This is a genomic window from Tamaricihabitans halophyticus (genome assembly GCF_004340875.1).
Taxonomy (GTDB): domain Bacteria; phylum Actinomycetota; class Actinomycetes; order Mycobacteriales; family Pseudonocardiaceae; genus Tamaricihabitans; species Tamaricihabitans halophyticus.
The window spans coordinates 165,358-180,165 of the sequence record NZ_SLXQ01000006.1 but is presented as its reverse complement, the minus strand read 5'-3'; the positions used below and the strand labels follow the sequence as shown (position 1 = coordinate 180,165).

Genomic DNA, 14,808 nt, shown 5'->3' with positions numbered 1-14,808 from the left:
GAACGCGGTCACGGATCGTGGCCGTGTCGCTGCCGCCTGCACTAGTTGCCGTTGAAACTGAACTCGAACTCAGTTACAGTTCTGATTCTGCCGTGTGGCGGATCTCTGTTTGGCAGTGTCGGCAAACGTGGGAGTTCGAGATGACTCAAGTGGAAACGGTGCGTGGCCCGGTATCGGTGGGTGAGCTGGGCACGGTGCTGATGCACGAGCACGTATTCGTCCTCGATGAGGAGCTGCGCCGGAACTATCCGGCGCGCTGGGACGAGGAACAGCAGGTAGCCGCCGCGATCGCACGGTTGACCGAGGTGCGCGACCGAGGGGTGCGCACCATCGTCGACCCGACGGTACTTGGCCTCGGGCGCGATATCGAGCGGATCGCCAGGATCAACGAGCAGGTCGAGCTCAACATCATCCCGGCAACCGGCCTGTACACCTACAACGATGTCCCGTTCGCGTTTCACTTCCACGGTCCGGGCACGCTGCTCGGTGGCGATGACCAGCTCGTCGACATGTTCGTCCAGGACATCACCGAAGGTATCGCCGGTACCGGGATCAAAGCCGCCTTCCTCAAATGCGCGATCGAAAGCGAGCTCACCCCCGGCGTCGAGCGGGTGATGAAGGCCGTGGCGCAGGCGCATCACCGCACTGGCGTACCGATCACTGTGCACACCAGCCCGGCTCATCAGACTGGATTGACCGCGCAGGAGGTGTTCCAGCGTGAAGGCGTTGACCTGGGGAACCTGGTAATTGGCCACAGTGGAGACTCCGCGGATCTGGACTACCTGCACAGGTTGATCGACAACGGGTCCTATGTGGGCATGGATCGGTTCGGTTTGGACATCCTGTTGCCTGGCGATCAGCGGGTGGCAACCGTCGCCAGGCTGGCCAAGGAAGGCTTCGCTGACCGGATGGTGCTCGCGCAGGACGCTTCGTGTCATATCGACTGGTTCCCGCCGGGTGTCCGCGAAGCGGTCGCGCCGAACTGGCACTTCACGCATATCCACGACGATGTGTTGCCGGCGCTACGCGCCGCGGGCGTCACCGAACCACAGCTGGACACCATGCTGGTGGACAACCCGCGGCGCTACTTCAGCGCAACGGGGAGCTGAGCGCCATGCCGACGAACAGCATCGTTGCGATACCCCGCGCCAGCAACCCGTTCGACACCACGGGCGTACACCGTGATGAGCGCGGTATCGCGTACTACGCCGGGCTGCCCACCTCGCTGCCGGCGCTACTACGCCAACGCGCCACCGATTCGGCAGACGTCGAGGCGGTCGTGGAACTCGGTGGGCAACGGCTGACCTACCGGGAACTCGCGGACCGGGCCCGCCGCATCGCGGGCGGCCTGCGAGCTGGTGGGCTGTCGCCAGGCGAGCGGGTAGCGCTGCGCTATCCAGCCGGGGTGAACTGGGTACTGGCGTTCTGGGGTGTCTTGTTCGCTGGTGGGGTACCGGTCGCGGTCAACACCCGGTTCACCGCGAGCGAAGTGGCGTTCGTGCTTGACGATGCGGGTGTGTCGGTCGATCTGGATGAGGGCACCCCGCTGCCGGATGGCGAGCCCTTCGATTCGCTCGATCCACGCGGTGACGACATCGCGGGGTTGTTCTACACATCGGGCACGGTCGGCAGGCCGAAGGGTGTGCCGACCACGCATGCGGCGTTCCTGAGTAATGCCGAGAGCATGATTCGATGTGCGGGCATTCCCGCTGATTCCGGTGCTCGCCTGCGCACGCTGATATCGGTCCCGCTTTTCCACGTCACCGGCTGCAACTCGCAGCTTCTGCTGGCCGCGCATATTGGCGGCACGGCGGTCGTCATGCCGGCGCTGGACCGTGGCCTGTTGTTGCGCAGCCTTGCCGAAGAGCGGATTTCCTTCCTGGTGACGGTTCCCGCCGTGTACGCGCTACTGATCAACGACCCGGCCTTCGCCGCCGCCGACGTGTCCACGGTGGGCTGGGTGGGTTACGGCGGCGCGCCGATCGCGCCCTCGCTGGTGCACAAGCTGCGCGCGGCGTTTCCCGAAGCCAAGCTGTGCAACGGTTTCGGTCTCACCGAGTCGGCATCGCTGCTCACCGTGCTGCCGAACGAGGAGGTTGCCGAGCATGCGGATTCGGTCGGTTACGCCACGCCCGTGGTGGATCTGGCGATTGACCCGATCGACGATGCGAATCACGGGGAACTGCTCGCGCGCGGTCCGAATGTCACGCGTGGCTACTGGAACCGGGACAACGCCGATACCTTTGTGGACGGTTGGCTGCGCACGGGCGATATCGTGCGGGTGGATGACGCGGGCAGGGTCGCGATCGTCGACAGGGCGAAAGATCTGATCAACAGGGGCGGCGAGAACGTCTCCAGCGTTGAGGTGGAGAGCGCGCTCGCGGACGCCCCCGGCGTCGCCGAGGCCGCGGTGCTCGGTGTTCCGGACGAGGTGATGGGCGAGAAGGTTGGGGCTGTCCTGGTCGCCGCCGAGGGCGAGCTGGACACGGCCGCGATCGTTGCGCATGTGGCGGCCCGACTGGCCGAATTCAAGGTGCCGCAATATCTCACAGTGTCCGGGACTCCGCTGCCACGCAATGCCGCTGGCAAGATACTGAAGGCGCGGTTACGGGACGACGTGACTTGGGGTGATCCGCTGCGATGACGAGTACGCCGGCCGAGGCCGCGCGATCGAGCGAGGATGCGCTCGCGCGTGCGGCCCGTGAACTGTTCACCGCGAGCGGTTATGCCGATGCGCATGTCACGGGTATCGCCAACGCGGCCGGTGTATCGCTGTCCAGGTTCTATGCCCGCTTCGGGTCCAAGGAGCGGGCCTACCGGGAAATCATGGGTGCGGAACCGCCCGAGGCCGGCGAAGCCGCGGGCCAACGGCTTTCCGGTAAGGCGCGTCGAACCCGGCAGGCGTTGCTCGTCGCGGCCCGGACGTGCATCGAGCGGGACGGCTACCATCCGGCGCGGATCAACGATATCGCCGAACTCGCGGGTACTTCGGTCGGTACTTTCTACACCTACTTTTCGTCCAAACAGGACGTGTTTACGGAGGTGACCCGGCAGGTTGTCGCCGAGCTCCAGTCGCTTGGTTCGAGCTCGCTGCATTCGGAAGGCGGCGAGTCGGTTCGGCCGGGGATTCCCGAGCGGATCGAGCAGGCGATCCGGCGCTATATCGCGGGCTATGAGCGATACGTGCAGCTGGTACTGCGGGTGGACGAGGCGGTAGCGGAACAACCGGAGTTGATGCCGCTTCGACTGGCCGCGCACCATGGTTTCGCCGAGCGGATCGCGGCCAGCCTGCGGCGCTGGCAGGAAGCCGGGATCGTCGACCCGGAACTGGACGCGGAGCACGCCGGGCATGCGCTGGCCGCGATGGTGGGGCATGCGACGCGAGTCTGGCTGACCTTTGGCGAGAAGCACGACCGGGAGACCGCGATCCGCACGCTCACCCGCCTGTGGACGAACGGCATCGGCCTGCGCGAAACGCCGCGCCCCCAACCGCAAGATCCCTAAAGATCGCGGTTGGGGGCGCGGGGCAGGGGGAGCGCTAGGAGCTGTGCACGGTCTCCTCCGCCGGCGCCTCCTTGGGCTGGGCCGGATGGCGCAGCGACAGCAGCCCGCCGACGACCAGTGTGACGATCACGCCGAGCGGCGTGTACCACGGGAAGGCCAGGCCGAGCGGCTCCTCGGCGCCCTCTGGCAGGAACGTCACCCCGAACACGAAGTACGCCGTCACCGCGATGGTGCTCAGGAACGCGATGATCGCGTCCGTCTGGTTTGCCCTGCGAACCAGCAGTCCCAGGAAGAACGCGCCGAGCAGCGCGCCGTAGGTGTAGCTGGCGATGCTCAGCGCGAGCTCGACCACCGGGTCGTCGGTCGCCGTGGTCTCCGCGAAGAAGGATGCGAACACCACGAACACGCCGGCCCAGATCAGCGTCCACACCTTCGCCTGTTTGAGCACGGTCGCATCCGGTAGCTCCCGCTTGGTGAACCGCTTGTACAGATCGCTCACGGTCGACGTGGACAGCGAGTTCAGCGAGGACGAGATCGTGCTCATCGCCGCCGCGAGAATGCCCGCGATCAGCAGCCCGGAAACACCCGGCGGCAGCTCGTTCACGATGAAGTGCGAGAAGATCTCGTCGCCCTGCCCGAGCCCAAGCGACTCCGGGTCAGCGTTGTTGTAGAACGACGCGAGCATGCTGCCAACGAGCAGGAACAGCGCGAACTGGATGAAGACGACGACCCCACTGGCGATCACCGCTTTCTGGCTGTCCCGGACGTTCTTGCAGGCAAGCAGTCGCTGCACCATCAACTGATCGGCGCCGTGCGAGGCCATCGAGAACACCGCGCCGCCGACCACCGCGGTGATGAAGGCGTACTGGTCGGTGAGCAGATCGCTGGAGAACTCGAACATCTGGAACTTGCCGTCGCCGGCCGCGGCGGAGAACCAACCGTCCGGCAGCTGGGTGGCAAGGAAGATCACTGCGATGATCGCGCCCGCGACATAGAGCGCCATCTGGATCGCATCCACCCAGATAACCGCCTTGATCCCACCCACATACGTGTAGATCACCGAGAAGATCGCGATACCCACCACGATCTGCCAGTACGCGGCATCGATGCCCACCGCGTTCAGCAACACCTTCACCGGAATCGCGGTCGCGAACAGTCGCAGCCCGTCCGCGAGCAACCTGGTGAACAGGAAGGTCACCGAAGCCGTGCCCTGCATCCCGCCGCCGAACCGGCTACCGAGGAAGCCGTAGGCGCTGACCAACCCGCCGGCGTAGTACTTCGGCAGCAGCACGAAAGCCACCAGTACACGGCCAATCAGGTAACCGATGGCCAGCTGGAGATAGGTGACATTGCCAAGATAGGCGATGGTCGGCACGCTGATCACGGTGAGCGTGGAGGTTTCCGTGGCGACCACCGAAAGCGTGACCACCCACCACGACATCTGCCGGTTGCCGACGAAGTAGTCCTTTGAACTGCGTTGCTTGCCGCTCAACATAATGCCGATGGCCGGCATCGCAAGCAGATAGAGCACGATGACGACGATGTCCAGGGTGCGCACGGGCTCCTCCTCAGCGGCCGTTGCTGGGTTGCGCCGCGTGCTCGGGCGAGACACGCAGCAGACGTGGTTCGTGTTCCGGGGCGGGTGGCGGCGCGAGCGCGACGCGGCCCGGGGTGATGCTGCCGAGTAGTCGCGCGGCTCGCGCGCCGGTCGCGCTCGGCAGGCTGGCCGGCACACCACACCAGGTGAGCCAGCCGAGCAGGGAGGTGAGGTAGGCCTCCTTCGCCTCGGTTGGCAGTCCGAGCTCGTCACTACCGCGCAGTTCGATCGCCCCCAACGACTCGGTCAGCGCCTTGGTAAGAGCAGGGTTGTGCATTCCGCCGCCGGAGGAAAGCACCGAACGTACGCCGTGTCGCTGGCATTCGGCCGCGATCGTGCGCGCGGTGAGTTCGACCAGGGTGCGCAGTAGGTCGGCATCGGAAACCGGTGGTACCGCGGCCAGCGCGCGCCGCAGGTACTCGGCGTGAAAGTACTCCTTGCCGGTCGATTTCGGCGCGGGCGCGGCATAGTAGGGATCGGCGAGCAGCCAATCGAGCAGATCCTGCCGGGTACTTCCGCGCATGGCCAGTTCGCCGCCGGTGTCCTGGCGCTGGGCGCCATCGGTGACCAGGTACGCGGCGGCGTCCAGCAGCGCGTTGCCCGGCCCGGTGTCGTAGGCGAGCGGTTCCTTGCCGGGCGCGACCACGGTGATGTTCGCGATTCCACCGATATTCAGCGCGGCGGCCGGCGCCGCGGCCCGCTCGGCGAGTTCCCGCAGCCAGAGGGCGTCCAGCGTGCTGGCCAGTGGCGCGCCGTGTCCGCCCGCGGCGACATCGCGTGCCCGTAGGTCGCTGACCACGGGAAGGCCGGTTGCTTCGGCGATCCAGGCCGGCTGGCCGATTTGCAGGGTGCCTCGGCAGCGACCATCTTCCACCCAGTGGTGCAGCGTCTGCCCGAGGGAAGCGACGAGATCCGCGCGACCGTCGGCCAGTTCCGCGATGCCCTGGTTGGCCGCCTCGGCGAAGGCCATCCCGACTTCGGTGTCCAACTGGCACAGCCGTTCGGCCGTGCAGTCACCCGGGGGCAGGGCGGCATGTAGCGCCGCGCGCAGCTCGGCGGGATACGGGCGTTCGGTGTACCCGAGCGGGGTTAGCTGGATGGTGTCTTCGGTCAGATCGAGTTCCGCCGCGGCCACATCGATACCGTCGATCGAGGTCCCGGACAGCAACCCGATCACCCGAAGCGAGCGTACGGGGGCCTTCGTCACACCCGTGGTCTAGTCCACTCGGCTAGTGGGTGCAACCGCATGTGTGATTTCTTAACCAAACCGATCACTTGCGAGTTGATCTCTGACTCTCGGGTGCCGCGTGGTGTCCGCTTAACCTGCCGCCCGCGCATGCGAGGATGGCGCTCGTGTCTGAGAGCGTCTTAATCACGATTGGCGTCGTGATCGTCCTGCTGTTGGCGGTCGCGCTCGTGGTCGGGCTGACCTTGGCCCGCCGGCGCCGGATCAGCTTGACCGCACGGGACGAGGAGTCGCCGGAAACGCCGAAGGGCGGCGGTTATCAGGCGGGCGGTGGGATCTCGCTTGCCACGGGTGGGCAGCCCGAGGTGGACGAGCCCGAGCACCCCGTCGCCGAGCGGACCGAGGTCGACGGGCAGCCCGCCGTTGGTGATGACGCCGCGGTGCCCCGTGACGCGCCGCGCAGGGACATCGTCGACGTGGATCTGCCGGAGCGGGCAGAACCGGCCGCCGAAGCCCCCGCGGCTGAAGCTCCCGTGCCTGAAGCTCCGGAAACCGAAGCGGCTGAGCCAGTCGAGGCGCCCGCTGAGCCGGCCGAACCCGCCGCGGTCGAGGACATCGAGCCGACCGAAGGCCGGTTGGCCCGGTTGCGCGGCCGGCTGGCCAAATCGCGGTCGGCATTCGGGCAGAGCGTGCTCGGGCTACTCGGTGCGGGTGATCTTGACGAGGACTCCTGGACCGATATCGAGGACACCCTGCTCGTCGCAGATCTCGGCGCGGCCAATGCGTCGGAGATCGTCGAGAACCTGCGCGCCGCGCTGGTCGCGAAGGGGGTACGCACCGCCGATGGCGCGCGTGCCGCGCTGCGCGAGGTGTTGGTGGATGCGCTGCACCCGAAGATGGACCGCGCGGTGCGGGCGCTGCCGCATGAGGTCGACGGCGCGAAGCAGCCGGCCGTGGTGCTGGTCGCCGGTGTGAACGGCACCGGCAAGACCACCACGACCGGCAAGCTCGCCAGGGTGCTCGTCGCCGATGGTCGGCAGGTGTTGCTCGGCGCCGCGGACACCTTCCGCGCGGCCGCCGCGGACCAGTTGCAAACCTGGGCGGATCGGGTCGGCGCGCGCGTCGTGCGCGGTAAGGAAGGCGCGGATCCCGCGTCGGTCGCCTTCGACGCGGTCAAGAGCGGCGCGGAGGCCGGGACCGACGCGGTGCTCGTGGACACCGCCGGCAGGCTGCACACCAAGACCGGCCTGATGGACGAGCTGGGCAAGGTCAAGCGGGTCGTGGAAAAGCGCGCCAAGGTGGACGAGGTGCTGCTGGTGCTGGACGCGACGACCGGGCAGAACGGGCTGGCTCAGGCACGGGTGTTCGCGGAGGTCGTGGACGTCACTGGGATCGTGCTGACCAAACTGGATGGCACGGCCAAGGGTGGCATCGTGTTCCAGGTACAGCGCGAGCTTGGCGTGCCGGTCAAGCTGGTCGGCCTCGGCGAGGGTCCGGACGATCTCGCGCCGTTCGAGCCGACCGCGTTCGTGGACGCGCTGCTCAGCTGACGTTCCGTAACCGCGTTCTTTAAGGTTAGCGCTGATGAGGAGGACGAACGGATGCGGACGGTCGCGTTTCTCGGGCTCGGCATTATGGGCGCCCCAATGGCGGTCAATCTGCTGCGCGCCGGGTTCGACGTGGTGGGCTACAACCGCAGCCGCGCGAAGGTGGACGCTTTCGTCGCGGCCGGCGGGCGGGGTGCCGACTCGATCGCCGAGGCGGTTGCCGGCGCCGATGTAGTGGTCACCATGCTGCCGGACTCGCCGGACGTCCGGGACGTCATGTTTGCCGACGATGGGGTGCTCGCGCACACCGCGGCGGGCGCGCTGCTCGTCGACTGCAGCACGATCCGACCCGACGTGGCCCGCGAAGTCGCCGAATCCAGCGCGGCTCGCGGAGTTCGCGCGTTGGACGCGCCCGTTTCCGGTGGGGAGCAGGGCGCGATCGACGGCAAGTTGTCCATCATGGTCGGTGGCGCGGATGCGGATTTCGCCGCCGCCCGGCCGGTGCTCGACGCGATGGGCACAACCGTCGTGCACGTCGGCCCCGCTGGCTCGGGTCAGACCGTCAAGGCGGCCAACCAGCTGATCGTGGCCGGGAACATCCAGCTGGTCGCGGAGGCTGTGGTGTTCCTTGAGGCGCACGGGGTGGACACCGATTCCGCCGTGCGGGTGCTCGGCGGCGGGCTGGCCGGCAGCAAGGTGCTCGAGGTCAAGGGCGCCGGCATGACCGGCAGGACGTTCACGCCGGGCTTTCGCGCGGAGCTGCACCACAAGGATCTCGGGATCCTCACCTCGGCCGCGCGGGACGCCGGTACGGCAACCCCACTTGGCGCGGTGGTCGCGCAGTTGATGGGCGCGCTGGTGGCGCAGGGCCACGGCGAGCTCGATCACAGCGCGCTGATCAAGCTCGTCGAGCAGCTTTCCGCGCCGCCGTCAGCTGACACTCCGTAACCGCATTCTTTAAGGATCTTGCGGGTTGCTGGTGATCATTGCGCGCGCTAACCGAAAAGTAAATCGGTAACGTGCCGTCTGTTCCTTTCGGGAAGTTTTTGGCAAGCTGTCGCCACGCTCGAACATACGCAGGAAGGAATCCAGTATGCGCTCGGCTGGCGGTAGAACAATCGGAATACTGATATCGGCGACCCTGGCCTTCGGGCTGACCTCTGGGGCGGCGTTCGCAAAGAGCGCGGAGGACCCGGCGCTCCTCGAGCGAGGTGATACCGGGCAGGACGTGACCGAGGTGCAGATCCGGGTCGCCGGCTGGGCGGCCGACTCGGCGGCCGAGGAGTACGTCGAGGTCAACGGCGAGTTCGACGCGGCGACCGAAGCGGCCGTAACCCGGTTCCAGGATGCCTACGGCCTGCAAACGACCGGCGAGGTCGACGCGGAAACCCAGAGCGAGCTGGACGCGCTGGAAGATTCGGACGGAACCAAGAACTTCAACTTCTCGGAATTTCATTCAAAGGACGGCGCTGGTTTCTCCGGTGGAAACGTCGGCGAATCCGAGGTAAAGGAAAACGTCCGCCGGCTGATGTACAAGCTGGAAGCGATCCGCAAGAAGGCCGGTGACCAACCGATCACGGTGAACTCCGGTTTCCGCAGCAAGTCGCATAACGACTCGGTAGGCGGAGCGTCGAACAGTCAGCACACCTACGGAATAGCGGCAGACATCGTCGTCTCGGGCGCCAGCCCCGGTAAGGTGACCGACTACGCGAAGACCACCGGATTCTCCGGCATCATCACCTACTCGGGTTTCGTCCATGTGGACAGCAGGGTCGAGTACCCCGACTACGGCGCTGGTGAGTGGTACTGGGACAACGCCTAACGGAGTACGCCCGATCAGAACCGCCGCGCGGCGGCAACTAGTCGGTGTTGCCTGTCCTGTGGGCGCTGTCGAGGACAGCTGACACATTTGTCGCCCGCGGTGGCCTGATAGATCAAACAGCAGGATGCCCGGCGGATGAAGGTTTGCCCGGCAACCTCCACATAGCGCGGCTCGGGCAACCGGTGCCCCGAGTATCGCTCGATAGCTTCGGTAACCCAGCTGGCCAGCGCGGTCACCCTAGGGACGTCACCAAGCGCGTTGCCGGCCCACAGCAACCGGTTCGCGATCGAGTCGGTGGCGATCGCCCATAGCGCGGCCGGCGCCGCCCCACTGCCGGCGGCGATCGCCTCGATCGCACTGGCAAGGGCCCCGCCCAACCGTTCACCGAGTCGCTCGCCGTCCGGATCTTCCGCGAGCACCGCCGAGGATCGGGCGCCGATCAGCCGGCCGTCCGCGCGCTGCACCAAGCGGATCGCCGCAAGTGCTGGATCGAACGCGACTCCGGTCGCCGCCAGCCCTTCGACCGCCGGCGCGACCAGCACCGAGCTGGCCGAATACCACCACACGGTGCCGAGTACCTGCGGTTTCGCCGAGCCGTACAGCCGCGCGCAGGCATCGAGCTGCGCCGGCAGCGCGGCGGGATCGGCGAGCATGGTCGCCGGGACCTCGACGGCATCGGGCTCGCTCAGCGCGCCCGCGTGATACGGCATCCGCCGGGCAAGCGATGCATACATTTCGCCCACGGTCACCGCTGATCCCATCCCAACGCCGAAACTCCCTCTTAACGTAACCAGCCAATCCGTTCACAGTACTGAAACCTCGAATGAGTCTCGGGGAAACAGCCTTCCACAACGCTGTCGCAAAGCGGACGTAACGGCCGAGGAGGCAAGTGTGGAAGGCAATACCGCCTGGCTGCTCACCAGTACCGCGCTGGTGCTGCTGATGACCCCAGGGCTCGCGTTGTTCTACGGCGGCATGGTCCGCTCGAAGAGCGTCCTCAACATGATGATGATGTGCTTCGGGGCGATTGGCCTGGTTGGCGTGCTGTGGGTGATCTTCGGTTACTCGGTTGCCTACGGCGGCAGTATCGCGGGGCTGCTCGGCAACCCAGCGGAGTTCATCGGACTTTCCGGGTTGATGAACCCGGAGCTCGATCCGACCGGCGGCACGGTAGACGTGGCGTTCCAGGGAGTTTTCGCGATCATTACGGTTGCGCTGATCGCTGGTGCCATCGCCGACCGCGCCCGGTTCGGTACCTGGATGGTGTTCGCCGCGATCTGGGTGACCGTGGTCTACTTCCCGGTCGCGCACTGGGTTTGGGGTGACGGCGGCTGGATCGGCGAGCTTGGCACGCTCGACTTCGCCGGCGGCACCGCAGTGCATATCAACTCCGGAGCGGCCGCGCTGGCACTGGCCATCGTGCTCGGCAAGCGCAGGGGGTGGCCACGGGAATCGATGAAACCGCACAACCTGCCGCTGGTGATGATCGGCGCTGGCCTGCTGTGGTTCGGCTGGTTCGGGTTCAACGGGGGTTCGGCCTATGCCGCGGACGGCGCGGCAGGGATCGCCCTGGTCAACACGCTGACCGCGACCTGCGCGGCGATCATGGGCTGGCTGCTGCTCGAGCGCCTGCGGGATGGGCATGCCACCAGCCTCGGTGCCGCTTCCGGTATCGTCGCCGGGCTCGTCGCGATTACTCCCGCGGCCGCCTTTGTGGACACCTGGGGCGCGTTGATCATTGGCTTCGTCGCCGGCCTGATCTGCGCGCTCGCCGTCGGGCTGAAGTACAAGCTCGGCTACGACGACTCGCTGGATGTGGTTGGCATTCATATGGTCGGCGGGCTGATCGGTACCGCGTTGCTCGGTTTCTTCGCGACCTCCAGTGTGGACAGTGAGATCCCGAACGGGGTGTTCTACGGTGGCGAGTTCTCACTGGTCGGCCTGCAGCTGGTGGGTGCCCTCGCGGTACTTGCCTACTCCTTCGTGATGGCACTGGTCATCGGTTTCGTGCTGCAGAAGACCATGGGCTTCCGGGTCTCGGCCGAAGACGAAACCTCCGGTGTGGACGAATCGCAGCACGCGGAGAGCGCCTACGAGTTCTCCGGGGTGCGTGGCGGCGGTTCCGCGCTGCGCCAGTCCGCGGAAACGTTGGGTAGGACCGCGGCGAGCACGGACGCCGTCGGATCTGGCAAGGAAGGGGCGAAACAATGAAGCTGGTGACGGCGATCGTCAAGCCATTCACCCTGGACGATGTCAAGGCCGCGCTGGAACAGCTTGGCATTCTCGGCATGACGGTCAGCGAGGTACAGGGTTTCGGCAGGCAGAAGGGCCATACCGAGGTATACCGCGGCGCCGAGTACGCCGTTGACTTCGTGCCGAAACTCCGGATCGAAGCGCTCGTCGATGACACCGAGCCGGGCAATGTGGACAAGGTGGTCGAGGTGATCGTGCAGGCCGCCCGCACCGGCAAGATCGGTGACGGGAAAGTCTGGGTGACGCCGGTCGACACGGTGGTTCGGGTACGTACCGGAGAACGCGGCACCGACGCGTTGTGACCGGATCCGCGGCGGTAGATCTGGTGTGGGCGCGAGACCAGCTGCTCGCGTCCACACCGGACGGACCGCGCAACGGTAACCGGAGATCGCCAGCCGAGTTGCGGAGCGCGCTCACCGATCTGCACGATTTCTGGTTGGCCTCCCGTGCGCACGAGTCCGGTATCCCGCGCACGGGCGGCATCGCGCTGCTCGCTGGCGGCGCGCTCGGCAGGGGCGAGTTGGTGCCGCACTCCGATCTGGACCTGGCCGTTGTCTACCGGCCACGCGTGGCGCGTCCCGCGGAGCTCGAACGGCTCGCCGAGCAGCTGTGGTATCCGTTGTGGGACGCCGGGATCAGTCTGGATCATTCGGTCCGTACGGTCGAGGAAACCGTGCGGGTCGTCGCGACTGATCTGCGCACCGCGACCGCCTTGCTGGACGCGCGCTGCCTTGCCGGGGACGCCGAGCTGGCCACTGAGTTACGCGCGGCGGTGCGTGGCAACTGGCGTGCCACCGCGCGGCAGCGCATCGACGAGATACTGGCACAGGCGCGGCAACGGTGGGCTCGCTGTGGCGAGGTCGCGAGCACCGTGGAACCCGATCTCAAGCACGGCCGTGGCGGCCTCCGGGACCTGCAGATCCTGGACGCGCTTGCCGCCGCCCAGCTCGTCGACCGGCCAGGCGCCGAACTGGTCGCGGCACGCAAGCTGTTGCTCGACACGCGTACCGAACTGCGCCGCCGCGTCGCCCGCCCGACCGACCTGCTGCCCGCCCAGTACGCCGAGGAGATCGCCCCGGTTCTCGGATATGCGGACCGGTTCGCGCTCGCCAGAGCGCTGTCCGGCGCGGGACGCGCGGTCGCCTACGCGGTGGACGTGGCATTGCGGGCCAGCGGCGCGGAAACCAAGCGCACCCGGTTTGGGCTGTTGCGTAAGGGAATCGTGCGCCGCCCGCTTGCCGAGGGCGTGGTGTTGCATGGCAGCGAGGTGGTACTCGCCAGGGACACCAAGCCGGGTAGGGACCCCGCGCTGTTGCTGCGGGTCGCGTCGGCCGCGGCGAAGGGTCACCATCCGATCGCGGCCGGAACCCTGGCCAGGCTTGCTGATTCGGCGCCCGAACTGCGCGGGCCATGGTCGGCCGAAGCGCGCGCGGAACTCATCGCGCTACTCGGCGCGGGCGAGGGTCTGGTCGACGTGGTCGAAGCACTCGATCGCACTGGACTGTGGGCACGGCTGTTTCCGGAATGGGGCGCGATCCGCGACCTTTCCCCCGCGGAGAGCGTGCATACCTGGACGGTCGACCGGCATCTGGTGCATACCTGCGTGTTCGCGACCCGATTGACCACCAGGGTCGCCCGGCCGGACCTGCTGCTGCTTGCCGCGCTGCTGCACGATATCGGCAAAGGACGCGATCGCGAGCACGCGGGCGTCGGCGCGGAGCTGTCCGTCCATATCGGAAACCGGCTCGGTTTGCCGAGCGCCGATGTGCATACGCTGTCCCAGGTAGTGCAGCACCATCTGCTGCTGCCACGGATCGCGACCAGGCGGGACCCGCATGATCCGGTCACCGTGCACCGGGTGGTGACCGCGCTGGAGGGTGATCCGGTGCGGCTGGAGATTCTGCACGCGCTCGCCGAGGCCGACGCCAGGGCCACGGCGCCGGCGATGTGGAAGGACTGGCACGCCGTCCTGCTTGCGGAGCTGACCAGGGTGCTGCGGCTGGCGATGGCAGGGGAACCGGTACCGCGGGCGGGACGGCTGGACGGTTCGGCACGCGAGTTGGCCGAGCGGGTGGCCAGCAGTGGCCAGCCGGAGGTTGCCGTGGCGGTGGACGGTCGGGTGGCCACGGTGACGATGCTGGCCAGCCACCGAACCGGGCTGCTCGCGCTGGCGACCGGGGTACTGGCCCTGCACTCGCTCGAAGTGCATGCCGCCGAGCAGGTCACCTTTCGCGGGCCAACTGAGGTTTTTGTCGGAGTTTTCACCGTCTCGCCTCGCTTTGGCTCATTGCCCCAGGTGAGCCTGCTGCGGGAGCAGTTCGGCAGGGCGGTGGACGGATCGCTACCGCTCGCCGAGCGGCTCGCGGTCAAGGAGCGGGAGTACGCCCGCGCGGTTGGCGAAAATCCGCCGGCACGACTTCGCTGGTTTGACAGCGAGACCGGTCCGGAGTCGGTACTGTTCGAGCTGCGCGCTCAGGATCGCCTTGGGCTGTTGCATCGGGTGGCGGAGGCGTTGGATGCCTGTGGCGTGCGGGTCCGCTGGGCCCGCGCGACGACCATGGGTGGCATCGCGATCGACTCGTTTGGCCTGGCCAGCGAAGGTCTCGCGGTGCACGCGCCGGGGTGGCGGGCGCGGATCGAATCCGCGGTACTACGCAGCGCCGACTGAGTAGAACTACTCAGGCAATTCGAGTGTCTTCACGCTACTGCGGCCCCCTTCCGGTCGGACATAGTTGATTCATCGCCGCGGGGCGAAGGCAAGGCAGCAAAGGGATCACCGGCCGGGTGATCGATGGGGGCAGGTCTCGCCGAAGTCTCGTGGTGCACGGCGGTTGTGGTGGCCCGTAGAGGGGGCGGGCCACCGCAACCACCAACGAACTTCAGACAAGGCTCATCGCCG

Annotated in this window: 12 protein-coding genes; 9 read left to right on the top strand and 3 right to left on the bottom strand. The window is 67.0% G+C overall.

Going from position 1 to position 14,808, the window contains the following annotated elements; translation table 11 throughout:
* The first annotated feature begins 140 nt into the window (after positions 1 to 140).
* Genes EV191_RS16040 through EV191_RS16030 form a run of 3 tightly spaced genes read left to right on the top strand, consistent with a single transcriptional unit; the run spans position 141 to position 3,504 of the window.
* Positions 141 to 1,109: a phosphotriesterase family protein gene (locus tag EV191_RS16040; protein WP_132877857.1), complete on the top strand. Its 969-nt coding sequence runs from the start codon at positions 141 to 143 to the stop codon at positions 1,107 to 1,109.
* Between the two features lie 5 nt (positions 1,110 to 1,114).
* Positions 1,115 to 2,644, top strand: coding sequence for a class I adenylate-forming enzyme family protein (locus EV191_RS16035; RefSeq protein ID WP_207894548.1), 1,530 nt, complete (start codon positions 1,115 to 1,117; stop codon positions 2,642 to 2,644).
* Positions 2,641 to 3,504, top strand: a complete 864-nt coding sequence (locus EV191_RS16030; protein ID WP_132877856.1) for a TetR/AcrR family transcriptional regulator — start codon at positions 2,641 to 2,643, stop codon at positions 3,502 to 3,504. Before EV191_RS16035 ends, EV191_RS16030 begins: the two co-directional genes overlap by 4 nt.
* A 34-nt stretch (positions 3,505 to 3,538) precedes the next feature.
* Here the strand turns inward: EV191_RS16030 and EV191_RS16025 are convergent, their stop codons facing one another.
* Both EV191_RS16025 and EV191_RS16020 read right to left on the bottom strand, forming a co-directional pair.
* On the bottom strand, positions 3,539 to 5,062 hold the full coding sequence (locus EV191_RS16025) for a sodium:solute symporter (protein WP_132877855.1): 1,524 nt from the start codon (positions 5,060 to 5,062) through the stop codon (positions 3,539 to 3,541).
* A gap of 10 nt (positions 5,063 to 5,072) precedes the next feature.
* A complete protein-coding gene (locus tag EV191_RS16020; protein ID WP_243658984.1) occupies positions 5,073 to 6,308 on the bottom strand; it encodes an anhydro-N-acetylmuramic acid kinase in 1,236 nt (411 codons plus the stop codon).
* Between the two features lie 137 nt (positions 6,309 to 6,445).
* Between EV191_RS16020 and ftsY the strand changes: the two genes are divergently transcribed.
* From ftsY to EV191_RS16005, 3 genes are all read left to right on the top strand, one after another.
* Entirely contained in the window at positions 6,446 to 7,837 is a 1,392-nt protein-coding gene (ftsY, locus tag EV191_RS16015) for a signal recognition particle-docking protein FtsY (protein WP_207894547.1), read from the top strand.
* A gap of 51 nt (positions 7,838 to 7,888) precedes the next feature.
* Complete coding sequence (locus EV191_RS16010; protein ID WP_132877853.1) at positions 7,889 to 8,782, top strand: 2-hydroxy-3-oxopropionate reductase; 894 nt, start codon at positions 7,889 to 7,891, stop codon at positions 8,780 to 8,782.
* Between the two features lie 145 nt (positions 8,783 to 8,927).
* A complete protein-coding gene (locus tag EV191_RS16005; protein ID WP_132877852.1) occupies positions 8,928 to 9,656 on the top strand; it encodes a D-Ala-D-Ala carboxypeptidase family metallohydrolase in 729 nt (242 codons plus the stop codon).
* A gap of 14 nt (positions 9,657 to 9,670) precedes the next feature.
* Here EV191_RS16005 and EV191_RS16000 read toward each other — a convergent pair whose 3' ends face one another.
* Positions 9,671 to 10,366 (bottom strand): (2Fe-2S)-binding protein, encoded by a 696-nt coding sequence (locus tag EV191_RS16000; RefSeq protein WP_132877966.1) that lies wholly within the window; start codon positions 10,364 to 10,366, stop codon positions 9,671 to 9,673.
* A 181-nt stretch (positions 10,367 to 10,547) separates the two neighbouring features.
* On the opposite strand from EV191_RS16000, the gene EV191_RS15995 reads away from it, so the two are divergent.
* The 3 genes from EV191_RS15995 to EV191_RS15985 are packed head-to-tail and all read left to right on the top strand — an operon-like array spanning position 10,548 to position 14,577.
* Complete coding sequence (locus tag EV191_RS15995) at positions 10,548 to 11,867, top strand: ammonium transporter (protein WP_132877851.1); 1,320 nt, start codon at positions 10,548 to 10,550, stop codon at positions 11,865 to 11,867.
* Positions 11,864 to 12,211 carry a P-II family nitrogen regulator gene (locus EV191_RS15990; protein WP_132877850.1) on the top strand — a complete coding sequence of 116 codons (348 nt, stop codon included), beginning with the start codon at positions 11,864 to 11,866 and terminating at the stop codon, positions 12,209 to 12,211. Before EV191_RS15995 ends, EV191_RS15990 begins: the two co-directional genes overlap by 4 nt.
* The gene (locus EV191_RS15985; RefSeq protein WP_279388437.1) at positions 12,208 to 14,577 is read left to right on the top strand and encodes a [protein-PII] uridylyltransferase; all 2,370 of its coding nucleotides are present in this window, start codon (positions 12,208 to 12,210) and stop codon (positions 14,575 to 14,577) included. Before EV191_RS15990 ends, EV191_RS15985 begins: the two co-directional genes overlap by 4 nt.
* Positions 14,578 to 14,808: the final 231 nt, after the last annotated feature.

Bases quoted from the DNA above. Each gene is read 5' to 3' on its own strand.
- EV191_RS16030 (WP_132877856.1), top strand. From the start codon at position 2,641: ATGACGAGTACGCCGGCCGAGGCCGCGCGATCGAGCGAGGATGCGCTC.
- ftsY (WP_207894547.1), top strand. From the start codon at position 6,446: ATGGCGCTCGTGTCTGAGAGCGTCTTAATCACGATTGGCGTCGTGATC.
- EV191_RS16010 (WP_132877853.1), top strand. From the start codon at position 7,889: ATGCGGACGGTCGCGTTTCTCGGGCTCGGCATTATGGGCGCCCCAATG.
- EV191_RS16005 (WP_132877852.1), top strand. From the start codon at position 8,928: ATGCGCTCGGCTGGCGGTAGAACAATCGGAATACTGATATCGGCGACC.
- EV191_RS15990 (WP_132877850.1), top strand. From the start codon at position 11,864: ATGAAGCTGGTGACGGCGATCGTCAAGCCATTCACCCTGGACGATGTC.
- EV191_RS16035 (WP_207894548.1), top strand. From the start codon at position 1,115: ATGCCGACGAACAGCATCGTTGCGATACCCCGCGCCAGCAACCCGTTC.
- EV191_RS16040 (WP_132877857.1), top strand. From the start codon at position 141: ATGACTCAAGTGGAAACGGTGCGTGGCCCGGTATCGGTGGGTGAGCTG.
- EV191_RS16000 (WP_132877966.1), bottom strand. From the start codon at position 10,366: ATGCCGTATCACGCGGGCGCGCTGAGCGAGCCCGATGCCGTCGAGGTC.